The organism is Lentzea indica (assembly GCF_012184385.1).
Classification (GTDB): Bacteria; Actinomycetota; Actinomycetes; order Mycobacteriales; family Pseudonocardiaceae; genus Lentzea; species Lentzea indica.
In genome coordinates this window covers 1-22,886 of sequence record NZ_VSRL01000032.1, presented here as the reverse complement: position 1 = coordinate 22,886, position 22,886 = coordinate 1, and the positions used below count along the sequence as shown (strand labels likewise).

25 protein-coding genes, 1 tRNA gene and 1 pseudogene are annotated in these 22,886 nt (G+C 68.0%); 11 read left to right on the top strand and 16 right to left on the bottom strand.

Features of this window, described 5'->3' with window-relative positions; all coding sequences use genetic code 11:
* Positions 1-3: 3 nt before the first annotated feature.
* Positions 4-294 carry a WhiB family transcriptional regulator gene (locus FXN61_RS11820; protein WP_167973191.1) on the bottom strand — a complete coding sequence of 97 codons (291 nt, stop codon included), beginning with the start codon at positions 292-294 and terminating at the stop codon, positions 4-6.
* A gap of 237 nt (positions 295-531) precedes the next feature.
* On the opposite strand from FXN61_RS11820, the gene FXN61_RS11815 reads away from it, so the two are divergent.
* Positions 532-3,000, top strand: coding sequence for a transglycosylase domain-containing protein (locus FXN61_RS11815; protein WP_167973189.1), 2,469 nt, complete (start codon positions 532-534; stop codon positions 2,998-3,000).
* Between the two features lie 3 nt (positions 3,001-3,003).
* On the opposite strand, the gene FXN61_RS11810 is transcribed toward FXN61_RS11815, so the two are convergent.
* On the bottom strand, positions 3,004-3,273 hold the full coding sequence (locus tag FXN61_RS11810) for an FCD domain-containing protein (protein WP_167973246.1): 270 nt from the start codon (positions 3,271-3,273) through the stop codon (positions 3,004-3,006).
* On the bottom strand, positions 3,189-3,659 hold the full coding sequence (locus FXN61_RS11805) for a GntR family transcriptional regulator (protein ID WP_167973187.1): 471 nt from the start codon (positions 3,657-3,659) through the stop codon (positions 3,189-3,191). The genes FXN61_RS11810 and FXN61_RS11805 overlap by 85 nt, the downstream gene beginning before the upstream one ends.
* Positions 3,660-3,713: 54 nt before the next feature.
* Between FXN61_RS11805 and FXN61_RS11800 the strand changes: the two genes are divergently transcribed.
* The gene (locus FXN61_RS11800; protein WP_167973185.1) at positions 3,714-4,430 is read left to right on the top strand and encodes an HAD-IA family hydrolase; all 717 of its coding nucleotides are present in this window, start codon (positions 3,714-3,716) and stop codon (positions 4,428-4,430) included.
* 45 nt (positions 4,431-4,475) lie between these two features.
* Here FXN61_RS11800 and FXN61_RS11795 read toward each other — a convergent pair whose 3' ends face one another.
* Entirely contained in the window at positions 4,476-4,946 is a 471-nt protein-coding gene (locus FXN61_RS11795) for a GatB/YqeY domain-containing protein (RefSeq protein ID WP_167973183.1), read from the bottom strand.
* Positions 4,947-5,014: 68 nt separating this feature from the next.
* Between FXN61_RS11795 and FXN61_RS11790 the strand changes: the two genes are divergently transcribed.
* The 4 genes from FXN61_RS11790 to FXN61_RS11775 all read left to right on the top strand — a co-directional run bounded on the left by FXN61_RS11790 (position 5,015) and on the right by FXN61_RS11775 (position 6,907).
* Positions 5,015-5,968, top strand: a complete 954-nt coding sequence (locus FXN61_RS11790; RefSeq protein WP_167973181.1) for a metallophosphoesterase — start codon at positions 5,015-5,017, stop codon at positions 5,966-5,968.
* A 19-nt stretch (positions 5,969-5,987) separates the two neighbouring features.
* Positions 5,988-6,061, top strand: a tRNA-Pro gene (locus FXN61_RS11785).
* Between the two features lie 251 nt (positions 6,062-6,312).
* Positions 6,313-6,600, top strand: a complete 288-nt coding sequence (locus FXN61_RS11780) for a hypothetical protein (RefSeq protein ID WP_167973180.1) — start codon at positions 6,313-6,315, stop codon at positions 6,598-6,600.
* Positions 6,601-6,610: 10 nt separating this feature from the next.
* The gene (locus FXN61_RS11775) at positions 6,611-6,907 is read left to right on the top strand and encodes an antibiotic biosynthesis monooxygenase family protein (RefSeq protein ID WP_167973178.1); all 297 of its coding nucleotides are present in this window, start codon (positions 6,611-6,613) and stop codon (positions 6,905-6,907) included.
* Here the strand turns inward: FXN61_RS11775 and FXN61_RS11770 are convergent.
* Positions 6,900-7,379, bottom strand: a complete 480-nt coding sequence (locus FXN61_RS11770) for a GAF domain-containing protein (RefSeq protein ID WP_167973176.1) — start codon at positions 7,377-7,379, stop codon at positions 6,900-6,902. The genes FXN61_RS11775 and FXN61_RS11770 overlap by 8 nt on opposite strands.
* A gap of 144 nt (positions 7,380-7,523) precedes the next feature.
* Here FXN61_RS11770 and FXN61_RS11765 point away from each other — a divergent pair, with 144 nt between their 5' ends.
* Positions 7,524-8,279 (top strand): heparin lyase I family protein, encoded by a 756-nt coding sequence (locus tag FXN61_RS11765; RefSeq protein WP_167973174.1) that lies wholly within the window; start codon positions 7,524-7,526, stop codon positions 8,277-8,279.
* A 7-nt stretch (positions 8,280-8,286) separates the two neighbouring features.
* On the opposite strand, the gene FXN61_RS11760 is transcribed toward FXN61_RS11765, so the two are convergent.
* The gene (locus FXN61_RS11760) at positions 8,287-8,706 is read right to left on the bottom strand and encodes a DUF3291 domain-containing protein (protein ID WP_312877670.1); all 420 of its coding nucleotides are present in this window, start codon (positions 8,704-8,706) and stop codon (positions 8,287-8,289) included.
* Entirely contained in the window at positions 8,703-9,263 is a 561-nt protein-coding gene (locus tag FXN61_RS11755) for a hypothetical protein (protein ID WP_167973172.1), read from the bottom strand. Before FXN61_RS11755 ends, FXN61_RS11760 begins: the two co-directional genes overlap by 4 nt.
* 48 nt (positions 9,264-9,311) lie before the next feature.
* On the opposite strand from FXN61_RS11755, the gene FXN61_RS11750 reads away from it, so the two are divergent.
* Both FXN61_RS11750 and FXN61_RS11745 read left to right on the top strand, forming a co-directional pair.
* Positions 9,312-11,117, top strand: a complete 1,806-nt coding sequence (locus FXN61_RS11750) for a S9 family peptidase (RefSeq protein WP_167973244.1) — start codon at positions 9,312-9,314, stop codon at positions 11,115-11,117.
* Between the two features lie 275 nt (positions 11,118-11,392).
* Positions 11,393-12,289, top strand: a complete 897-nt coding sequence (locus tag FXN61_RS11745; protein ID WP_167973170.1) for a DUF4872 domain-containing protein — start codon at positions 11,393-11,395, stop codon at positions 12,287-12,289.
* Here FXN61_RS11745 and FXN61_RS11740 read toward each other — a convergent pair.
* From FXN61_RS11740 to FXN61_RS11730, 3 genes are all read right to left on the bottom strand, one after another.
* The gene (locus tag FXN61_RS11740; protein ID WP_167973168.1) at positions 12,286-12,762 is read right to left on the bottom strand and encodes a Dps family protein; all 477 of its coding nucleotides are present in this window, start codon (positions 12,760-12,762) and stop codon (positions 12,286-12,288) included. The genes FXN61_RS11745 and FXN61_RS11740 overlap by 4 nt on opposite strands.
* Before the next feature lie 16 nt (positions 12,763-12,778).
* Positions 12,779-13,201, bottom strand: coding sequence for an organic hydroperoxide resistance protein (locus FXN61_RS11735; RefSeq protein ID WP_167973166.1), 423 nt, complete (start codon positions 13,199-13,201; stop codon positions 12,779-12,781).
* Positions 13,202-13,278: 77 nt separating this feature from the next.
* Positions 13,279-13,854, bottom strand: coding sequence for an NADPH-dependent FMN reductase (locus FXN61_RS11730; protein WP_167973164.1), 576 nt, complete (start codon positions 13,852-13,854; stop codon positions 13,279-13,281).
* 65 nt (positions 13,855-13,919) lie between these two features.
* Here FXN61_RS11730 and FXN61_RS11725 point away from each other — a divergent pair, with 65 nt between their 5' ends.
* Positions 13,920-14,972, top strand: a complete 1,053-nt coding sequence (locus tag FXN61_RS11725) for an alpha/beta hydrolase (protein ID WP_167973162.1) — start codon at positions 13,920-13,922, stop codon at positions 14,970-14,972.
* Here FXN61_RS11725 and FXN61_RS11720 read toward each other — a convergent pair.
* The 6 genes from FXN61_RS11720 to FXN61_RS11695 all read right to left on the bottom strand — a co-directional run bounded on the left by FXN61_RS11720 (position 14,948) and on the right by FXN61_RS11695 (position 22,069).
* The gene (locus FXN61_RS11720; RefSeq protein ID WP_167973160.1) at positions 14,948-16,123 is read right to left on the bottom strand and encodes an MFS transporter; all 1,176 of its coding nucleotides are present in this window, start codon (positions 16,121-16,123) and stop codon (positions 14,948-14,950) included. The two genes, FXN61_RS11725 and FXN61_RS11720, sit on opposite strands and share 25 nt — an antisense overlap.
* On the bottom strand, positions 16,120-17,310 hold the full coding sequence (locus FXN61_RS11715) for an MFS transporter (protein WP_167973158.1): 1,191 nt from the start codon (positions 17,308-17,310) through the stop codon (positions 16,120-16,122). The genes FXN61_RS11720 and FXN61_RS11715 overlap by 4 nt, the downstream gene beginning before the upstream one ends.
* A gap of 66 nt (positions 17,311-17,376) precedes the next feature.
* The gene (locus FXN61_RS11710) at positions 17,377-18,774 is read right to left on the bottom strand and encodes a gluconokinase (RefSeq protein ID WP_167973156.1); all 1,398 of its coding nucleotides are present in this window, start codon (positions 18,772-18,774) and stop codon (positions 17,377-17,379) included.
* Positions 18,771-19,511, bottom strand: a complete 741-nt coding sequence (locus FXN61_RS11705) for a class I SAM-dependent methyltransferase (RefSeq protein ID WP_167973154.1) — start codon at positions 19,509-19,511, stop codon at positions 18,771-18,773. Before FXN61_RS11705 ends, FXN61_RS11710 begins: the two co-directional genes overlap by 4 nt.
* 231 nt (positions 19,512-19,742) lie before the next feature.
* Positions 19,743-20,807, bottom strand: a complete 1,065-nt coding sequence (locus FXN61_RS11700; RefSeq protein WP_167973152.1) for an aspartate-semialdehyde dehydrogenase — start codon at positions 20,805-20,807, stop codon at positions 19,743-19,745.
* Positions 20,804-22,069, bottom strand: coding sequence for an aspartate kinase (locus tag FXN61_RS11695; RefSeq protein ID WP_167973142.1), 1,266 nt, complete (start codon positions 22,067-22,069; stop codon positions 20,804-20,806). Before FXN61_RS11695 ends, FXN61_RS11700 begins: the two co-directional genes overlap by 4 nt.
* Positions 22,070-22,194: 125 nt before the next feature.
* On the opposite strand from FXN61_RS11695, the pseudogene FXN61_RS11690 reads away from it, so the two are divergent.
* Positions 22,195-22,886: pseudogene (locus tag FXN61_RS11690) on the top strand (hypothetical protein); the annotation flags it as partial.

Here is a 22,886-nt window from a genome sequence, read left to right as displayed (position 1 = left end):
GCGCTAGCCGACCCTCGTGTCTTCGTGGTGCTCTTGACGTGCGTTGTCGAGCAGCTCGAACCACGACTCGACGTCCGGACGCCGGCGCAGCAGAGCGCGACGCTCGCGCTCGGTCATGCCTCCCCAGACCCCGAACTCGATCCTGTTGTCCAGCGCTTCGGCCAGGCATTCCATGCGCACTGGACATCCCAGGCACACGAGCTTCGCCTTGCGCTGCTCCGCACCTCGGACGAAGAGCTGATCTGGCTCCTCATCGCGGCACGAAGCGTTGATACGCCAATCCCCCTGGTTCATATCCCCCACTCCTCAGTGCTGTCCAAATGTGGAAATCCGCCACACCCCTGCCACGGATGCCGTAGCGTTCGAGCCACGGCTGCATTCCTTGGACGTTGACGGACTGTAGTGCCGTTCGGTTCCACGTCCAAGCCTGGGTCACCCGACTGTTACCTGTCTTGCGTATCTCTACTCATGCTGAGTAACGGCCCTTACTGATCACCTTCACCCGTTCGTGTACGGCGTACGCTGACCCGCGTGCGAGTCAGGAATGGCGTGCTCAAGATGCTCGGCCTGTGCCTGCTGGCTGGGGTTCTCCTCGCCGGCATGCTGTTCCCAGTCGTGGGCGCGACGGGCCTCGTGTCCAACCGCGCCAGCGACACCGTGGACAGCATCTCCGCCGACCTCGTGACCACAGATCCCCCGTTGATCACCACGGTCACCGACAAGGACGGGCTGCCGATCGCCTACCTGTTCGACCAGTACAGAGTCCTGACACCGCCCGAGAAGATCTCGCCGACCATGAAGGCGGCGCTGATCTCGGTCGAGGACCGCCGGTTCTACGAGCACCAGGGCGTGGACTGGAAGGGCACCATCCGCGCGGGTCTGACCAACCAGGTCAGCGGCTCCGTCTCGCAAGGTGCTTCCACACTGACCCAGCAGTACGTGAAGAACTATCTGGTCCACGTCGTGGCGCGGAACAACAAGCTGGAGCAGGCCAAGGCGCAGGAGCAGACCATCGCGCGCAAGATGCGCGAGGCCCGGATCTCCCTGCAGCTGGAGCGAAAGCTCGGCAAGGAAGAGATCCTCGCCAGGTACCTGAACGTCGTTCCTTTCGGTTCGACCATTTACGGCATCGCGGCGGCGGCGCAGGCTTACTTCAACACCACGCCGGACAAGTTGACGGTTCCTCAGGCCGCGATGCTCGCCGGAATGGTGAACAGTCCGTCAGCGCTCGACCCCGAAGCGTATCCGGACAAAGCGCTGGAGCGGCGCAACAAAGTGATCGACAGGATGGTCGAGAACGACAAGCTGTCGCTCGACGCGGGTGAAGCCGCGAAGAAGGAAGGACTCGGACTCGCGAACCCCGTTCGCACGCCACCGAACGGTTGTGTGGGTGCCGGTCCGGAAAACGGTTTCTTCTGCTCGTACGTGGTGAACTACTTGCAACGCGCGGGTTTCAGCGAAGAGCAGCTGCGCACCGGCGGCTACACCATTCAGACCACTTTGGACAGAGCGGCCACCTCGCAGGCGAAGGCGGCTGCGGAAGCGGGCGTTCCCAAGGGCACCGACGGCATCGCGAACACGATGGCCATCGTGAAGCCGGGCAAGGAACGCCACGACGTGCTCGCGTTGGTCGCGAACCGCGACTACGGCCTGAAGGCCGACCAGCGCCAGACGACGTACGACCTGCCGAGCGGCGTGGAGAACAAGTTCGGCGCGGGCTCCATCTACAAGGTCTTCACGGCCGCGGCGGCGCTGGAAAAGGGTCTCGGCATCGAGAACGTCATCCAGACGCCGACCTCGTACACCTCGCGCGTCTTCAAGGGTGGCGCCCAGCGCTGCCCGAGCACCGGCGAGCCCGGCACCCGCTGGTACTGCCTGAGCAACTTCGACGGCAGCTACCCGTCGTCGATGACGCTGCAGCAGGCACTGCAGACGTCGCCGAACACCGGCTTCGTGATCCTCGAAGAGCAGACGGGCATGGACGCCGTCGTCGACATGGCCTCACGCCTCGGCATGCGCGAGACGATGGCGACGAACCTCCAGGGCACCCGGCCCGACCCGAAGGCCAAGGACAAGCAGAACCGCATCTCGCAGACCGAGTTCTACAAGCAGGGCGGCGGCAACGCGTCGTTCACGCTGTCGCCGGCGCCGGTGTCCACTCTGGAGCTCGCGAACGTCGTCGCGACCATCGTGAGCGGTGGCAAGTGGTGCCCGCCGACCCCGATCGCGAAGGTGCTGGACCGCAACGGCAAGGCCGTCCCGCTCAACGAGGCGCCGTGCGAGCAGGTCGTGGCAGAAGGCCTCGCGAACGGTCTCGCCGCCGGCATGAGCAAGGACGACCAGGGCAACGGCACCGCCGCCACGGCCGCCCGCGCCGCCAAGTGGAACCGGCCGATGATCGGCAAGACGGGTACCACCGAGGAGTACAAGTCGGCCGCGTTCATCGGCGCGACCCCTGACTTCGCCGGCGCCGTGCAGACGTTCAACGACGGCACCTCGCCGCGCCCGATCTGCGTGGGAGGCGCGCCCCGGTTGTGCGGCAACGGCAACATCTTCGGCGGCACGATCCCCGCCAGGACGTGGTTCGACACGATGACGAAGATGCACGCGTCGTTGCCCGTGAAGCAGCTCGCACCGGTGGAGCCGCGATACCTCAAGGGCGGCAAGGAGATCCAGATTCCCGACGTCGTGGGCCGCCAGGTCAACGACGCCGTGCGGATCCTGGAGCAGGCCGGTTACAAGGTGAGCCAGCAGACGGTCAACTCCGACAAGCCGAAGGGGACGGTCGTGAGCCAGACGCCACGCGGCAACGCGTTGCGCGGCACGATCATCTCGCTCTCGGTGAGCTCGGGGTACGTGCCGCCGCCGGTGCCCACGGAGCCGTCGAACCAGCCGCCGGGCACGCCCGGCAACCCCGGCAACCCTGGCAACCCCGACCCCGGCAACCCGAACGAGCCACCGCCGATCACGCTGCCGACAGAACCAGGTGAGCCCAGATAGGCCTCACCGTTCGGCGAGCATCTCCTTGAGTCGCTGGACGCTCACGTCGACGTGGGCGCGGATCTCGGCGATCGCCTTGTCGCGGTCGCCGGCGCGGATGGCGCTGAGGATGGCCTCGTGGTCTGCCACGACCTGCTCCGGCGTCTCGGACTTCGAGAGCACCGTGAGGTAGAAGCGCAGCTCCTTGGTCATCGCGGCGTAGAACTCGTCGAGCCTGGAGCTGTCGAGCAGCGCGACGATCGTCTGGTGGAACGCGAGGTCGCGGTCGACGATCGCGCGGAGGTCCCCTGTCTGCGCGGCTTCGACGAGCTCGTCGACGCCGTGGTGATCGCTTCCAGCTGTCCCGGGCGCGGGGTTCGGGCGGCTGCGGCCGTTTCCAGGCGTTCGCGGGCGGTGTAGAGCGCCTCGACGTTCTCCGGGGTGGGCGCGATGACGACCGCGCCGCGGTTGACCTCGTAACGGACCAGGCCGGTCAGCTCCAAGATGCGCACGGCCTCGCGGATCGTGTTGCGCGCGACGCCCAGCTCGGCCGCGATCGCGCTCTCCCTCAGACGGTCACCAGGGCCGAAGGCGCCGGCCATGATCCGTTCGGACAGGCCGTCAGCGAGCTGCTGAGCCGTGGTGGTGCGGCGCACTTCGAGACCGTCGAGGGCGGACATGGGCCTCAGCTTAATCCGATTGCCCTGCAGTTGAACTGTACTACAGTTTGGCTCATGGACCTGACCAAGTTCCAGGCACTCAGCTTCGACTGCTACGGCACGCTCATCGACTGGGAGACCGGTATCGCCGCGGTGCTCTCACCGTGGGCGCGCGAACAGGGACTCGATCTCACCGACGAGGAGCTGCTGCTCGCCTACGCCGACCAGGAGGCGGCCGTTGAGGCATCAACGCCGTCTGCGCTGTATCCGGACGTGCTGGCCGCCGCGTTCCGCCGTACCGGCGCTGACCTGGGGCGCGAAGTGAGCGAGGAGTGGGCTCAGCGGCTGGGCTCATCGGTTCCGGACTGGCCCGCGTTCCCCGACTCCGCTGACGCGTTGGCACGTTTGGCCGCCCGCTATCAGCTGATCATTCTGTCCAATGTGCACCGCGCCGGATTCGCGGGCAGCAACAGGCAGTTGCGCGGGGACTTCGCGGCGATCATCACCGCCGAGGACGTCGGTGCGTACAAGCCGGCGGAGAACCACTTCCGGGCTCTGGACAAGAAGCTCGGAGAGCTGGGAGTGGAGCGTTCAGGGCTGCTGCACGTGGCGCAGAGCCTGTTCCACGACCACGTTCCGGCCAAGCGCGAGGGCCTGCCGTCGGTGTGGATCAACCGTCGGCGCGACAAGCCGGGCTGGGGCGCGACGCCCCGGCCGTCCGGTGAGTTCAGCTACGACCTGGAGTTCGGGTCGATGGGCGAGTTCGCGGACGCGGTCGACAAGGCGTTCTGATTTGTGGACCCGCGACCTCTTCTGCGAGGTCGCGGGCTTCTTGCGTCAGCTCGTGAGCTTGGACTTCACCGCGGCGGCCACCCGGCCACCCTCGGCGCGTCCGGCGACCTCGGCGTTGACGACCTTCATGACCTGGCCCATCTGCTTCGGCCCCGGCGCCTCACCGAGCTGCGCGGCAACGGCCTCCACAGCCTTGTCCACAATGGACGCGAGTTCCGCGTCGTCGAGCTGGGCGGGAAGGTAGGCCTCCAGCACGGCGAGCTCCTGACGCTCCAGCTCGGCCTTCTCGGCCCGGCCGGCACCGTCGAACGCCTCGGCGGCCTCCTTGCGCTTCTTCGCCTCACGCGCGAGGACCTTCACGACCTCGTCGTCGGAGAGCTCGCGAGCCTGCTTGCCGGAGACCTCCTCGTTCGTCACCGCAGTGAGCGCCATGCGCAACGCACCGGCCGTGACCGTCTCCCGGGCCTTCATCGCCACAGTCAGATCGTTCTGCAGCCGCGTCTTCAACTCCGCCATGGCGCAGAACGGTACCGCCCGCCGGATGCCGCGCCGATCGAGTTAACCGTCTTCCGTACCCTTGACACGTGAACAAGCTCGGCCGCGCACTCCTCGCCACGACCGCACTCGGCACCGCGACCATCGCGTACGCGGCCGGAATCGAGAGAAGGCACTGGACGCTGCGCACGGCCACAGTGCCGGTGCTGTCCCCCGGCGCCAAGCCGATCCGCGTGCTGCACATCTCGGACCTGCACATGACGCCGAACCAGGTGTCGAAGCAGCGCTGGGTCGCCGCGCTGGCCGACCTGAACCCCGACCTGGTCGTGAACACGGGCGACAACCTCGCGCACAAGGACGCCGTCCCCGCCGTGCTGCGCGCGCTCGGCCCGTTGCTCGACCGTCCGGGCGTGTTCGTGTTCGGCAGCAACGACTACTACGCGCCGCGGCTCAAGAACCCGGTGCGCTACCTGCTGCCGTCGTCCAAGACCAAGCGCATCCACGGCGTGACGCTGCCGTGGCGCGACCTCCGCGCCGGAATGGTCGAGCGCGGCTGGGAGGACCTGACCCACGTGCGCAGGACGATCGAGGTGGGCGGCCAGACGATCTTCGCCGCCGGCCTGGACGACCCTCACCTGAAGCGCGACCGGTACGCCGACATCGCGGGCGCCCCGGACCCCAATGCCGTGCTGCGCCTGGGAGTCACTCACTCACCCGAACCGCGCGTGCTGGATCCCTTCGCGGCCGACGGCTACGACTTCGTGATGGCCGGGCACACCCACGGCGGCCAGTTGCGCGTGCCGTTTTACGGCGCATTGGTGACGAACTGCGAACTGGACCGCACGCGGGCTCGCGGTGTGTCGCGGTGGGGTTCGCACATGTGGATGAACGTGTCCGCGGGTATGGGCACTTCGCCGTACGCGCCGGTGCGGTTCTGCTGCCCTCCGGAGGCTTCACTGCTGACCCTGGTTCCTCGGCCCGTTACGCCTGGTCAGGACCGGAATGAGGGGGTCCGATTCGGAGCTGGGGCTGACATGATGTAGAGTTCTACTCGTTCCCAGCCGGGGTGTGGCGCAGCTTGGTAGCGCGCTTCGTTCGGGACGAAGAGGTCGCAGGTTCAAATCCTGTCACCCCGACAAAAAATCGGGCCGATTCCATTTTACGATGGAATCGGCCCGATTTTTGTTTGTCCGACCAGCACGCATTAGCAAGCTTCCCGATAAGCCACTCAATGGTGTGGCGCGACTCGACATGAGCGACCACAGGCGTCACCGTGTCCTCATGACGCAGGGCCACCGTTCCGCACCAAACTATACGGAACGAGCACGTTGCGATAACCCGTACGAGTGACGGTTGATGCTTCAACTCACGGTGCGTAACGGCTTTCGTGATCGAGACGACGAAGGCAGTGGTTCGGCGATCATTGAAAAAGTCGGGAGATGCACTGATGAACTCCGCCTCCGCCGTCAATCCTGCCCATAGGTCGCGGATCGTCATCGCGGCCAAGTCCATTGTGGTGTTGCAGTCGCTGGCGATCGTTTACCTGCTCACGTCGGCCTGGATGACGGTCGCGGCCGCGGCCGGATTTGTGGTTGTCTTCGTCGCGGTGAAGGCCTTGTCGCGGGCGTCGGGACAGGTTGACCGGATCTTCGACGAAGAGCTGAGCCGGCAATAAGATCGGCGCCATGCTGACGCGTGTGTCCGAGGCGCTCGTGAAGCCGGGACGGGAGCAGGAGTTCGTCGAACGGGTGCGGGACCTCGTCAAGGCGTTCCCCGCTACCTATGACGGTCTCGAAGGACACGAGGTGCTCGTCGATGTGGACGACCCTCAGAAGGTCCAGTACGTCAGCCGGTGGCGGGACGAGCAGGCGCTCGAGAACTACGCGGGGCCCAACTGGCGCACCGACCCGGTGACCTTCCCGGACGAGGACGAGTACCTGCAGCGGCCGTTGACCCTGCGGCACTTCCAGAACGTCAGTTGAGGAAGCCTCGCGGGGGCAGTCCTTCCGGGAAGCGTTCCAACGCGTCGCCGGCGGCGCGGGCCAGCGACTCCAGCGCATCGATCTCCGCAGGGGTCGCGGTGTGCGGGACGGCCCAGTAGCAGCCGATGGCGCCGATCGGTTCGGGGCGCAGGATCGGGGCCATGAGCAGGCTTCGCACGAATGTCGGCCGATACGCTTCCTGAGGAATCCTCGAATCGAAGCGGATGTCCCTGATCGCCACGGTTTGGTGATTGATCATCGCCCAGCCACTGATGCAGTTCGCGACGGGGAAGCGCTGGCCCTTCCACAGCGGGCTCATCGAGTCCTCGTCCGCGTAATAGCAGAGATCACCGTCCAGCAGCACCAACGTCGCGCCGTGGGCAGCCAGCGCGGAACGGGCCGTGGTGCGGACGATCTGTTGGACTTCCTCCAACGTGGCAGCCTCGGCGAGGCGATCCATCGTTTCGGACATGCATCAACATTAACTCTCACCCATCCGGATATTCGAGTGGCGGGTGAAACCTGGCGCGATCAATTGATCGCCGATACCGTGCGAATCACGCCGCAGACATCCGATCTATGCCTTCGCCGCGGGCGTTGCACAGAAGGAGATCTGATGCGCGCACATTGGGCGCTCACAGCCGTCGTCACAGCCGCGTTGATCACGCCGGCCCCGGCCCAAGCGCTTCCGGACGTGCTGTGGGAGGCGGATCCGGCCAAGGGACCGGCGGCGGTGTTCGACGGGCTGGAGCGCGATCCCGGCAGCATCACCGTCGCCAGTGATCCCCGGTACGGGCCGTCGATCAAGTACGAGACCTGGGACTGGTCGAACGGCAAGGAGCGCTGCGAGAGCCGGGGCATGCGCAAGAACGGCTCGCCCTACCGGATCGGGTCGGCCGACGTGGGCAAGACGTTCTACTTCGGCTGGCGGGCGAAGTGGGACGTCAACCCCAACGGCGGACATTGGATCGCGGTCTACCAGCTGCACATCTCGGGGGCGAGCGGGTCGCAGCCCAAGTCGGGGCCGTTCGTCCTGCGCACGCTCGGCGACGGCAAGCTGCACTTCCAGCTCACGGCGCCGAGCGGCGGCACCAAGCACATCTGGACGGTGCCGTTCCCGACCGGGCAGTGGAACGACTGGGTGATCGGCTTCAGGCTCAGCCGCGGCAACGACGGCTGGGTCGAGCTGTACCGCAACGGCGTGCAGCAGACGTTCGGCAACGGGCAGAAGCGCTACGCCGGCGCCACGCTGTGGGGCACGCACGTCAACACCAAGTGGGGTGTCTACCGGTCGGGCCCCAACAGCGGGCGCGCCACGGCCTGGCTGAACAACGCCAAGCTCGGCACCAGCTACGCGGACGTCGCGCCGTAGGTCTGCTTCAGCGTGAACACGTGGGACGAAGGGCCGTGGGAACGCAGGTGCACCAGGCGTTCCTCGGCTCCGCAACGGACGGCCGGTGACCTTCGGGCACCCACCACAGCGCGGTCATCGCCTCGACCGGGTGGTGGAACCACTGGCGCCGGCCGCGCAGCACAGCCCGGTGGGCGTCGCCGTAGACGTAGGCCAGCAACGCCTCCGGCGACTCCCACACGGACATGTTCACGATCAGCCAGTCGTCGTCGAAGACGCGGATCGCGGTCGCGTCACCCGCCTCGCCCTGCAACCGCCAGCGGAAGCCGGGTGCGGCGTCCGCGACCGCGTTCACCAGGTCGAGCGCGTCGACGAACTCCTTGAGCTGCGGACTGTCCAGCGGCGCCAGCAGTCGTGAGATGTTGACCTGGGCCAGTTCGAAGGTCATCGGCGGTTCCTCTGGACGTGCCCCTGCGACAACGACAGCTGGTGCTTCGCCACGATCCACCGCTTCACGGCCGGTCGCGTCGCCAGGACGAGGCTGAAGATGCACACCGCCAGCAGTACGGCCGATGCCATCGACGGAACGAGCTCGGCGACGCCGCGGCTGACCGAGCGGAACAGCGCCACCGCCAGCACCAGCCCGGTGAAGATGCCCGCCACCTGCGAGGCGGTCGTGTTCGGGAAGTGCGGGTGGTTGACCGACAACGCGCCCAGGGCGTTCAGCACCCCGAACCCTGCGACGACGGCCGCGAGCAGGATGCCGACGATCAGCGTGGCGCCGGACATCAGGAAGCTCATGAGCACGAACGCGGCGATGACCAGCAGGCCGATGGCCAGGATCCAGTTGAGGATCGCCAGGATCGTGAGGTGCGGCGGCTTCGGCGGCAGCCAGCCTGGCCAGGGCTGCTGCTGATACGTCGGAGGTGCTTGCTGCGGATACCCCTGCGGTGGATGCGGCGGCCGCGCAGGTGGCCGCCCTCCCCACTGTGGCGGTTGTGTCATCTCAGATCCCCCTAGAACCACCGGTGACTCTAGTGTTGAAGGGTGACCATGCACCCTTCTCCGAACGTTCCGGACCGGCTTTTCGAAGATCCGGCCGCCGAGACCCGGTGGCGCGAGCGGTTCACCGCTCCCAGGATGAGCCTGCCCGGCTGGGCCGACGACGCACCGGACCGCACGCTGTACGTCTCCAACGCGAGCGGCGTGTGGGAGATCTACGCCTGGGACCGCGCGAAGGACGAGCACCGCAAGGTCACCGACCGCCCGAACGGCACGTCTCACGCCACGTTGAACCCGGACGGCACCGAGATCTGGTGGTTCGACGACCACGACGGCGACGAGTTCGGCGTCTGGGTGCGCGAGCCGTTCAATGCTGACGGCAGCAAGGCCGAGCCCGCTGTCCCTGACGTGACGCCTGGGTACCCGGCAGGTCTGGAGATCGGCAGGAACGTGACGGCGGTGGCCGCGTCGACCGATGACGGCACCACGGTCTGGTTGTCGCGCAACGGGAAGTCCGAGGTGCTCTACCAGCACGTGAACGACGCCGGCGTGTCCGCGCTGTCCAAGGACGAGTCGCTGGTCGTGATCGCGCACTCCGAGCACGGCGACAACCGGCACATGGCCCTGCGCGCGCTCAACGCGGAGAACGGCGAGACGGTCGCCGAGAAGTGGGACGGCAAGGGCAAGGGTCTGGACGCCGTCTCGTTCAGCCCGGTGCGCGGCGACCAGCGGCTGTTGGTGGTGCACGAGCGCCGCGGCCGTGAGGAGTTGCTGATCTGGGACGTCGCCGCCGACACCGAGCGGGAGATCGTCCTCGACCTGCCGGGTGAGGTCGCCGCCGACTGGTACCCGGACGCGTCCGGGTTGCTGATCGTGCACACCCACCACGCCCGCAACACGGTGCACCGTTACGACCTCGCGACCGGCGTGCTGTCCGCTCTGGACACCGCGCCCGGCGTGATCGGCTCCGCGGGCGTGCGCCCGGACGGCACCGTCGAGTACTCGTGGTCGTCCGCCGAGAAGTCCACGGTGATCCGCGCGCTGGCCACCGACGGCACCGAGCGCGTCCTGGTCGAGCCGCAGGGCGCCAAACCCGCGACCTCGGAGAAGCTCGAAGACGTCTTCGTCGGCGACGTCCACGCGCTGATCTCCAAGCCTTCCGGGGAAGGTCCGTTCCCGACGGTCTTCCTGATCCACGGCGGCCCGCACTCCTCCGACGAGGACCGCTTCTCCGCGTACCGCGCGGTGTGGCTGGACGCCGGGTTCGCCACCGTGCACGTGAACTACCGCGGCTCCAGCGGCTACGGCTCGAAGTGGCGTGACGCCATCGAGGGCAGGCCGGGTCTCACCGAGCTCGAGGACATCGCCGCCGTGCACGACTGGGCGGTCCAGTCCGGGCTCACGGACCCGTCGAAGTCGGTCCTCAGCGGCGCCTCGTGGGGCGGCTACCTGACCCTGCTCGGCATCGGCGTCCAGCCGGAACGCTGGACCGTCGGCATCGCGGGCGTCCCCGTCGCCGACTACTTCGCCGCGTACGAGGACGAGATGGAACCGCTGCGCGCGTTCGACAGGGCGCTGTTCGGCGGGTCGCCGGAGGATCTGCCTGACCTGTACAAGGAGTGCTCGCCGCTCACGTACGTCGATCAGGTCACCGCGCCGGTGCTGATCCTCGCGGGCGAGAACGACCCGCGCTGCCCGATCCGGCAGATCGACAACTACCTCGACGCGCTCGCGGGCCGCGGCCACGCCTACGAGATGTATCGCTACGACGCGGGCCACGGCTCGTTGGTGGTCGCCGAGACCATGCGACAGACGGCGGCCGAGGTCGACTTCGCGAGGCGGCACCTCGCCAAGTAGGTCCGGCCTTGATCGCGAGTTGTCCACAGGCTGCCGGTTCGCTGACCTGGGGTTATCCGGATTCGGGTAGCCTGTGGACAACTCGGGAACCGAAACGAAGGTTCGCGCGTTGCGCCAGGAGGAAGCGCGCGGGGGGCGGTGGGCACGGTCAGATCGGTGACCGTGACATGCCGGGGACGGTGACCCGTCAACGGTGCCCGGGGGACGATGTCGACCCGCCACATGCCGAGAACGATGTCGGAAACGCCGGGCAAGATGCCCGCGATAGGCACGCCATGACCGAGCAGGAGAAAGGCCGGCCGGACGGGCGGAAGCAGGACTCGCGGTCGGCGCAGATGCACGACTCGGGGCTGCTTCGAGAAGTCCTGGGTGGCAAGTGGTCGGAGGCGATGCTGGCGGGGCTCGCCGGCGGCATCGGGTTCATGTACTTCGTCTTCGAGTACAAGGGCCACACGCCCACGATGACGATCGTCGCGCGGCACCACCCGGCACCGTTCATCCCGACCGCGCTCATGCACGCGAACATCGCCCACGATGTCACGTCCACGACGTCCGCGCGCAAGGCGGAACAGCAGTTGCGCTCAGCCGACGGGCCGGTGATCTGCTTGCTCGGCAAGGAGAAGCACCCGGTCGGTGTGCTCGGCGTGGACGACGACACGGTCACCGTGCACAACCACGGCACGCACACCCAGCCGCTCGCCGAGTTCATGACCAGCTGGGGCCGGGGCAAGCACGAGATGATCAGCATCGGCGAACGCACCGGCGAGCCGGACGTGGCGGCCGCGGTGCGGATGACGTGCGAGCACCTCACCGGGCCGGTGCTGGGCAACAACTTCGACGTGAACTTCGGCTTCTCCGGCATGCGCAAGCTCGCGAAGGAGTTGCGCGACAAGGGGAAGAAGGGCTGGAGCCAGCGCTGGGCAGACGACCCTGGGTTCGTGAGGCAGCGGCTGCACGACTGCCTGGAGGTCGAGTACACGGGACCGGGCGCAACCCGGCCGTTGTACGCGGAGTTTCTCAACGAGGTCGGACTGCCGGGCGCGGACGACTTAATGAAGTCCGGCGCGCTCTGGTCGAAGATCGCCCAAGGCGGCGACTACGACGAACTGGCTGATCTTGTGGACGAGGCCCGCTCCATCGAGGAGCGGGCCGTCCGTCAACTCATGAACTAGGCGGCCTGGGCCTGCCACATCCAGTGCGCCTGCTCCAGTTCCTGCGTGATGCCGATCAGCAGGTCCTGGGTGACGAGGTCCGGCTTGTCGGTCTCGTCGATGCGGGTGCGCATGCGGGTGATGAGCTTGCCCAGCGAGGACGTGATCGCGGTGACGACCTGCTCCTCCTTCAGCCAGCCGGTCTCGATCTCGGGCACGCCGGACGACGCGGCGATGGTCTTCGCCGTGCCGTTCGGCGTGACGCCGAGAGCGGCCGCCCGTTCGGCGACCTGGTCGGCGGCGTTGCGCGCCGTGGTGACCAGTTCGTCGAGCTGGAGGTGGACGCTGCGGAAGTTCTTGCCGATCACGTTCCAGTGCGCCTGCTTCCCGATCAGGGACAGGTCGACGAGGTCGACGAGTGTCGCCTGCAGCACTGCTCCGACCGCGTCGCGGTCGCCGTCAGCGAGTGGGCTGGTGATCGGGTTCTTGGCCATGGTCGAACGCGCCTCCTCAGACGGTGACGGTGATCGCCACCTCGATGTTGCCGCGCGTCGCGTTGGAGTACGGGCAAACCTGGTGGGCCTGCTCGACGAGCTTCTCCGCGACCGCCTTGTCAAAGCCGGGGATGTTCACGGCGAGCTCGACGGTCAGCTGGAAGCCGCCGGCGCCGTTCGAGCCGATCCCCACCTTGGCGGTTACCTCAGAAGAAGCGAGCTGAATCTTGCCCGCGCGCGCGACGGCGGCGAGGGCGGAGTTGAAGCAGGCCGCGTAACCGGCCGCGAACAGCTGCTCCGGGTTGGTCGCGTCGCCGCCGGGGCCGCCCATCTCCTTCGGGACCGACAGCACCTCGTCGATCACACCGTCGGAGGAACGAACCTCGCCGTTGCGGCCTTCGCCGTAAGCAGTCGCCTCGGCCGTGTACAGCGCTTCCATTCCGCTCTCCCTTGAGTCAGTGGTTGTTACTCACTGGTTAGAACGGATCGCACACGACTTATCTGCCCGATCGTGAGTCAGTTCACGTCGAGATGAGACGCCTGCCGCCGCGCGAACTCGACGACCTGGCGGCCGATCATCCTGAGGTTGCGGTCGACGTCGTCGTCCGAGCAGGCGCCGTCGCCGTCGAACTTGACCTGCGCGGAGTTGATCGCGGCACCGAGCGGCGTCGGCCAGCCGCGCAGCGCGTGCACGATCGAGCGGACCGCCGCGAGCGTGTTCACCGCGGCCTGCCAGCCGTACGCGGCGGTGATGGTGCCCACCGCGCGGCCGTCGAGGTACGGGCGGTCGTCGTCACGCAGGTCCTCGATGTAGTCGAGGGCGTTCTTGACCAGGCCGGACACGGTGCCGTGGTAGCCGGGCGACACGAGGATCACGCCGTCGGCCTTGCGCAGGTCCTCGACCATCCTCTTGGCGACGTCCGTGCGTTCTGGAACAGACGGGTCGTAGAACGGGAGTACCAGCTCGGGGCCGCTGTATTGGATCGTGCTCGCACCGAGCTCGCGGGCACCCTCCAGGGCCACCCGCAGCGCCCGTTCGGACTGCGAGTCGGACCTGATCGAGCCGCCGATGCCCACCACCGTCACCGTCATGACAACGATCCTTCCACCTCCAGATACCTGGAGATCCAGCACTACTCGCTAGTAACCTGCAACACATGTCGAACATCCAGGCCGGCGTACTGGCCGGTGCACTGCGCTTCGCGTTCGGTCTTCCGGGCCCGTTGCGCCGCCTCATCGCCGGTACGCCGATCCGTCTGGACGGCCAGGACCTGCACCCCGAAGCGCAGTTGTTGCTGAAGCTGGCTCACGTGTCCGGAACGGACTGGCGCACGAAGACAGCTTCCGAGAGCCGACTGGACCTGGAGTTGAGTTCGAAGCTCGTGGGCGGCCCGAAGATCACCGGGATCGGCGCGCGGGACCTCACGATCGGCGAGTTCGCCGGCCGCCTCTACACGCCGGACGGCCTCGCGCCCGGCTCGGCGTTGCTGATCTTCTACCACGGTGGCGGCTGGGTCACCGGAGGTCTGGAGACCCACGACAACCTGTGCCGGTTCCTCGCGAAAGAAGCAGGGGTGCGGGTGCTGGCCGCCGACTACAGGCTCGCGCCCGAGTACCCGTTCCCCGCGGCGGTCGACGACGCCGCCGAGGTGCTGCGCTACGCCGTCGCCAAGGCGGAAGACCTGGGCATCGACGCGAAACGGATCGCGCTGGGCGGTGACAGCGCCGGTGGCAACCTGGCCGCGGTCACCGCGCACAACGCCGAGATCGACATCGCGTTCCTGCTGCTCTTCTACCCCGGTGTGGACGCGTCGGTGCGCCGCCGGTCGCGCGAGATCTTCGGCAACGGGTTCTTCCTGACCGACGAGAAGATGGACTGGTTCCTCGACCAGTACAGCGCCGGCGGCCGCGACCGCCATGACCCGCGCCTGTCGATCATGCTCGCCGATGACCTCTCGAACCTGCCTCCCACCTACATCGCGACCGCGGGCTACGACCCGTTGCGCGACGAGGGCGAGGCGTTCGCGGAACGCCTGGCCGCCGAGGGTGTGCCGGTCGTGCTGCGGCGCCACGAAGGCCTGTTCCACGGCTTCGCGAACGTGCTCGGCGTCGGCGGGATCTTCCGCGAGGCCGTGTCCGAGGCGGTTGGCGCACTGCGGACCGGCCTCGCGCTGGCGAACTCCGCTCAGGACGTGGCCGAGACCGCCTGACGCTGCCGGCCGAGCACCCAGCCGATCCCCGCGATCACCAGTCCCGCCACGCCAGCGACGACGAAGCCGAGCGGGGGTCCGCTGTGGTCCACGGCGATCCCCGCGAGCGGCTGACCGGCCGCGACGCCGAACGTGAACGCGGAACCCTGCAGTCCCAGCGCCAGCCCGCGCGCCGAGGCGGGCGCCAGCTTGCTGATCTGCTCGGTCGACGCGGCGATGGTCGGCGCGCACGCGAAGTTCATCGGGATGAGCGCGAGCGCCAGCAGCCAGACGTTGCCGTCACCGATGCCGACCGGGATCTCGAGCAGCGCCATGCACGCCAACAGCACCACGCCGCTCGGCACCCGTCTGAGGCTGCCGTAGACGAGCCCGCCGAGGGCCGAAGCCGCGCACATCACGACGAAGATCAGCCCCAGCCAGCCCTGCTTCCCCGCGTGCTCGAGCGAGGCGATCGAGGCGATCTCCATGCCGGACAACGCCATCGTGGCGCCGAACGGGATGATCAGCGCCGCGATCATCGGCCCGCGCAACCACTCCTTCACCCTCGGTTGCGGACCGTCGACGACCTCGTCCTCGTGCACCAGCACCGGGTTCACGACGAACAGCAACGCGCAGGCGGCCATGATCGCCACGCCGATCGCGATGAGCGCCGTGCCGCTCGAGAACTTCGTCGCGATCAGCACACCCGCCGCGGGCCCGACCATGAACGACAGCTCGACCGAGATCGAGTCCAGCGAGAACGCGGGCCTGCGCTGGGGTTCCGGCACGAGCGCGGTGAGGGCCTGCCGTCCGATCGACATCATCGGCACCGCCACCAGCCCGTTGGCGAACGCGAGCACGAGCAGCACGTAGTAGTCCATCAACGGCGCCGTCACCCAGAAGACGCCTTCGAGCAGGCTGAGGGTCAGCGTGATCCGCAGGCCCTTGCTGTCGATCAGCCTGCCCATCAACGGCGACCCGAGGCCGATGCCGACCATGGTCGCGAAGCCGACCGTGCCTGCCGCCGCGTAGCCCTTGTCGAGCGTCGTGACGACGTGGAGGGTCACCGTGACGCCCGCCGCCGTCGGGGGAATCCTGGCGAAGAGCATCAGCAGCATCAGGGGACGTACCCCCGGCAGCACCAGGACGTGTCTGAACGGGGCGAGGTTCACGATGCCATCGTCGTCTGGGTGGCAACGGGTTTACGTTGCCGCGCGAGCAGCCATGCGACGCCCGCCACCAGCAGCCCGATCACGCCGACGATCGCGAACCCTGCCGGTGCGCCACCGTGGTCGATCGCGACACCGGCGATCGGCGCGCCGATCGCGTTGCCGACGGTGAACGCCGATCCCTGCAGGCCGATCGCCAGGCCACGGGCGGTGGGCGGCGCGAGCCTGCTGATGTGTTCGCCCGAGGCCGCGATCAACGGCGCGCAGGTGATGTTCATGGGGATGATGAGCAGGCACAGCCAGAGCACGCTGCCGTCACCCAGCCCGACCGGAATCTCGAACGCCGCCATCACCACCAGCAGCACCAGCACGCTGGGCGCCTTCTTCACGCCGCCGTAGACCAGGCCGCCCGCGATCGACGCCGCGCACATCGCGAAGAACACCACGCCCAGCCAGCTCTGCTTGCCGATGTGCTCCAGGCTCGCGATCGCCGAGACCTCCATGCCTGCGAGGCACACGGTCGCTCCCACGCACACGACCAGCACGCCGACGATCCGGCCGCGCATCCACTCGATGATCTTCGGCCGCGGTCCGTCGACGACCTCGTCCTCGTGGATCATCGGCGGGTTCGCCCAGTACAGCAGCAAGCCCGCGACCAGGGTCGAGACGCCGATGAACAGCAACGCGGCGCTCGTGGAGAACTTCGTCGCCACGAACACGCCGAGCGCGGGCCCGCCCATGAACGACAGCTCGACCGAGATCGAGTCGACCGACAGCGCGACCCGGCGCCGGCTCTCCGGCACGAGCGCGGTGATGACCTGCCTGCCGATCGACATCATCGGCACGCCGAGCAGGCCGACCAGGAACGAGCACACCAGCAGCACCCAGTAGCCCATCAGCGGTGCGCTGAGCCAGAACGTCGCGGAGGCCGTGACGCTGACGGCGAGCATCGCGCGCAGGCCGCGTTCGTCGATCAGCTTGCCCATCAGCGGAGCGCCCAGCCCCATGCCGATCGTCCCCGCCGCCCCGACCAGTCCCGCCGCGCCGTACCCCTTGTCGAGCGTGACCGCGACGTGCAGCGTCAAGATCACGCCGGTCGCCGCAGGGGGCATCCTCGCGAAGAACATCAGCAGGGCGAGTGGGCGGACCCTGGGCAGCAGGAGAACGTGTTTGAAGGGGGCGAGGTCCACACCGCCATCCTCACGTGGATGGCAAAAGGTTTTCTTTGCTAACGATGTGACCGTCGCCACCCGAGGTCAGTCGCTGTACAGCTCCTCCAGCGCCCGGTACGCCTTCGCCACGAACGGCCGCGCTTTCGCATACCTCTCGATGGCGCCCTCGTCGGGCGTGATCGTCCGAGTCGGCTGCACGAGATCGACGGTCAGCGACTCGATCTCGTCCAGCGCCCGCCACGCCAGCAGTGCCGCGCCCACCGCTGAACCGCCGCTCTCCTCGGTGAGGTGCAACGGCATGCCGAGGGTGTTGGCCAGGGTCTGGGCCCAGACCGGGGCGCGGAAGGCGCCGCCGGTGATCCGCAACGACTCCACGTGCGGAACCGCGTCCAGCACCAGCGCCAGCTGCTGGCAGACGCCTTCGACCAGTGCTTTGGTGATCTGCTGAGGAGTGTGTTCGCGGCGCAGGCCCAGCAACGCGGCGTGGGCGGTCGGATCCCACCACGGCGCCCGCTCGCCGAGCAGATAAGGCAGCGCGACGAGTCCGTCCGAGTCGACCGGCGCTGCCTGGGCGAGCAGGTCGCCGACCGGGATGCCGAAGGTTTCCGAAGCCCACTGGGCCACCACGCCGCCGTTGCTGATCGCGCCGCCGCGGACCCACAGGCCCTCGGCGATGGCGTAGCTGAAGGTGCGCCCCTCGGCGTCGACGCCAGGGCCCCGCTGGGCCACGCGGAGTGCGCCGGAGGTCCCGAGCGAGACCGCGCCGGACCCCGGCGTGGCCGCGCCGACGCCCAGGTTGCCGAGCGGGCCGTCGCCACCGCCGACGATGACCGGTGTGCCGGGACGCAGACCGGGGATCTCGGCTTTCAACGGCGTGGAGTGCGTCGGTTCGACCAGCGGCGGGAGCTGGTCCGCGATGACGCCCGCGAACTCCAGGGACGGCTCGTGCCACTGGAGGGTGTGGATGTTCATCAGGCCCGTGCCGGAGCCCGACGAGTGCTCGTTGATCAGCTCACCGGTGAGGTGGAGGTGCACGTAGTCCTTGATCTCGCACCACTTCGCGGCACGGACACCGTTCTCGTGGAACCAGGCGAGCTTCATCAGCGGCGTGAACGAGTGGATCGGGGCACCGGTCGCCTGGTGCAGGTCGCGGCCTTCCTGAGTACCCCGCAGCCGTTCGGTCTGCTCGACCGCGCGGTTGTCGGCCCAGCTCAGCGACTCCGTGACAGGCTTCAGCGAGGCGTCCAGGCCCATGATCGAGTGCATGGCGCCGGTCAGCGCGATGGCTTTCACGTCTTCTGACGCCAGCTCGCGGATCGCGTCGAACGCGGCGTCGAGCACCTGCTGAGGGTCGTGCGTGGCTTCGAGACCGCTGGTGCGCATCGGATAAGCGCGCTCGGTCGAGGCGACGACGTTCGCCTGAGCGTCCACCGCGACGACCTTGGTGGCCGTGGTGCCGAGGTCCACCGCGAGGACGATCATGAATCGGCCCGCACGGCGGTGAAAACGGCGAAGCTCGGGGACCTCCGCAACGGGCCCCAGAACTCCTCGCCGCGCTCGTCGTCCGGCGTGACGGCCGGCTGGCGCGTCACGTCGGCCAGACCGGCACGGGTCAGCGCCGCGTCGAACACGCCGCGCTCCCAGTAGAAGGAGTCGAAGTCGAACGACGGATCGCCCAGCACGTGCACCTCGACCGGCTGCTTCAGGTTCATCGGGCCGGTGCGGGTGATCTCGTAGCCGTAGCGGCCGTACTCGGCGAGCAGGTCCCAGTCGGCGTCCGGGTTCGGCACCAGCACGACGAGCCGTCCGCCGGGTGCGAGGTTCGCGGCGAGGTTGCCGATCATGGCGTCGAGCGCGGGCTCGTCGTCCGCGTAGCCGAGCAGCCACACGGCCGTGACGACGTCGAACTGACCGAGCACGGGCAGGGTGGTCGCGTCGTGCTGCTCGTAGGTGACCCCGCGCGGCTCGCGTTCCTCGACGTGACGCGCGTAGCCGATCATCTCCCCGGCGGAGTCGACGCCCACCACCCTCGTCGCTCCGAGGTCGTGGAAGAGCCGCGTGTAGAAGCCGGTGCCGCAGGCCACGTCCAGCACCGACTTGCCGCGCAGGTCACCGACCGCCGAGAGCAACGTGGCGCGCTCGGCCAGTCCGGTCGGGATGTGCTTGGCACGCTCGTAGATCGCACCCAGCGCGTCGTACTGTTCGTCGCTCTCCGCCATGCGCTTCAGCCTAGGAGGGTGGGTAGCGGGTGAACCACTCTTGTGCCATCGGCGGCTTCGGACCGGCCTCGGTCTCCCAGTCCGCCAACGCCTTCGCGGGATCTTCGGCCGAACACGCGGCCAACTGGTCGATCAGTCCTGTTCGGACACCCGCGCCCCGTGCAGACCCGCAGCCAGGTACTGCTGAAAGACCCCTGCCGCACTCGGCAGGGGCCTTTTGACCAACTTCGGTCAGAGTCGCTTGGCGAGCTCTTCCGCGACCTCGTAGGTGTTCAGCGCGGCACCCTTGCGGAGGTTGTCACCGCACACGAAGAAGTCCAGCGTGTTCGGGAAGTCCAGCGCCTGGCGCACGCGGCCCACGTACGTCGGGTCCTCGCCCACCACGTCGGCGGGCGTCGGGAAGCGCTTCGCGGCCGGGTCGTCGATCAGCACGATCGTCGGCTGCGCCTCGAAGATCTTGTGCGCGGCCTCGACCGTGACCTCGCGGGCGAACGTCGCGTGGACGGACAGCGAGTGCGTGGTGACGACCGGGACGCGGACGCACGTCGCGGAGACCTTCAGGTCGGGGATGCCGAGGATCTTGCGAGCCTCGTTGCGGACCTTCAGCTCCTCCGACGACCAGCCGTCGTCCTTGAGCGAACCGGCCCACGGCACCACGTTCAGCACCAGCGGGGCCGGGAACGGCGAGTCGGCAGCGGAGAGACCGGCCGCGGACAGCGCCTCGGCGACGTCGCCGGCCTGCACACCCGCTTCCTTGCCCGCCAGCGCACTGATCTCGGCGTAGAGGCGGTCGATTCCGGACTGCCCGGCACCGGACGCGGCCTGGTAGGAGGCGACGACCAGTTCCTTCAGCTCGAACTCGCGGTGCAGGGCACCGAGCGACGCCATCATCGACAGCGTCGTGCAGTTCGGGTTCGAGATGATGCCGCGCGGGCGGTTGTTGATCTGGTCGGAGTTCACCTCCGGCACGACCAGCGGCACGTCCGCGTCCATCCGGAACGCGCCGGAGTTGTCGATCGCGACCGCGCCGCGCTCGGCGGCGATCGGGGCCCACTCGGCGGAGACCTCGTCCGGCACGTCGAACATCGCGATGTCCACGCCGTCGAACGCCTCTGGCGAGAGCGCGATGACCGTGACGTCCTGGCCGCGCACGTTGATCTTCTTGCCCGCCGAGCGCGGGGACGCGATCAGCCGGATCTCGCCCCACGGCACGGAGGAACGGGTGTTGATGATGTCGATCATCACGGTGCCCACGGCACCGGTCGCGCCGACCAGCGCGAGAACGGGGGCGGTCATCGTCCAGTCCCTGCGTAAACGACGGCCTCTTCCTCGCCACCGAGCTCGAACGCGTCGTGCAGGGCACGGACGGCGTCGTCGAGCTGGGTGTCGCGGCAGATGACCGAGATGCGGATCTCCGAGGTGGAGATGATGTCGATGTTGACGCCGGCCGTGGCCAGCGCCTCGCAGAACGTCGCCGTGACGCCGGGGTGCGAGCGCATGCCCGCGCCGATCAGCGACACCTTGCCGACGTGCTCGTCGTAGAGGACCTGGTCGAAGCCGATCTCGCCGCGGGCCTTCTCCAGCGCCGCCACCGCGCGCGGGCCGTCGACCTTGGCCAGCGTGAACGTGATGTCGGTGCGTCCGGACGCCGCCTGCGAGATGTTCTGCACGACCATGTCGATGTCGAGCTCCGCCTGCGCCACGACCCGGAAGATCTTGGCCGCGATGCCGGGGTGGTCGGGAACGGACGTCACGGTGACTTTGGCCTCGGACCGGTCGTGCGCGACGCCGGTGATCATCGCCTGTTCCACGGGAAGGTCCTCCACTGAACCGGACACGATGGTTCCGGTCTTGTTGCTGAACGAAGAGCGGACGTGCACGGGGACGTTGTAGCGGCGGGCGTACTCCACGCAGCGGAGCATCAGCACCTTGGCGCCACAGGCGGCCATCTCGAGCATTTCCTCGTACGAGATCGTGTCGAGCTTCTTCGCGTTCGGCACGATGCGCGGGTCGGCGGTGTAGACGCCGTCCACGTCGGTGTAGATCTCGCACACGTCGGCCTTGGTCGCCGCCGCGAGCGCCACCGCGGTGGTGTCGCTGCCGCCACGGCCGAGCGTGGTGATCTCCTTCGAGTCCTGCGAGACACCCTGGAAGCCCGCGACGATCGCGATGGCCCCCTCGGACGTCGCGTCCTGGATCCGGCTCGGAGTCACGTCGATGATGCGGGCTTTGCCGTGCACCGAGGTCGTGATCACGCCTGCCTGCGAGCCCGTGTACGAGCGCGCCTCTGCACCCAGGGAGTGGATCGCCATCGCGAGCAGCGACATCGAGATCCGCTCACCCGAGGTGAGGAGCATGTCGAGTTCACGTGCTGGCGGCACCGGGGAGACCTGGCGGGCGAGGTCGAGCAGTTCGTCGGTCGTGTCACCCATGGCGGACACGACGACCACGACGTCGTTGCCCGCTTTCTTGGTCGCGACGATGCGCTCGGCCACGCGTTTGATCCGCTCGGCACTCTCAACCGATGAACCGCCGTACTTCTGGACGACGAGCGCCACCGACCTGACCTCCTTCGCGCGACTAAAACCCCACGTCGTAGGCAGCCTACCCGGACCACCTGGTGAGACTCTGGAGCCGTGACGCGCGTGACTACTCTGTCCGGGTGTCGTCGAGCGTCGATGTCGTGGAGGCCCCAGCAGCCGTGCATGAGAGCAGTGCGCGCTCACGGATGGCCGAAGCGCTCAGACACCCCGCCGTGCGCTGGACGGCTCCAGCGCTGATCTACCTGTTCGTGCGCCAGGTGGGTCTGTTCGTGCTGCAGCTCGTGGTCGAGTACCAGAACAAGACCACCGGCAAGACCGACACCGCCGCCGACAACCTGAAGTCGTGGGACGGCGAGTGGTTCATCGGGATCGCCGAGGGCGGCTACAACGACGTGCCGCTGCGTCTGACCGACGCGGCCGGCAGGCGTTCCGCCGAGACTCCACTGGCGTTCTTCCCCGGCTACCCCGCCCTGGTCAGGTGGGTGGACGGCCTGCCGGGCGTGGACGTGGTGGGTGCCGCGTTCGCGGTCAGCCTGATCAGCGGCCTGTTCTGCGTGTACGGCCTGTTCGTGCTGGGCCGCGCGGTGCGCGACGGCTCGACGCGGGCCGGCCTGATCCTGGTGACGCTGTTCGCCGCGTCCCCCATGGCCGTCGTGCTGTCGATGACGTACTCGGAGGCCACGTTCTGCGCGTTCGCCGTGTGGGCGCTGGTCGGCGTGGTGAAGAAACGCTGGATCCTCGCCGGCGTGTGCTGCGCGGCGGCCGGTCTGGTGCGCCCGACAGCGGCCGCGCTGATCGCGGCGGTCGGCCTGGCGGCACTGGTCGCGGTGAT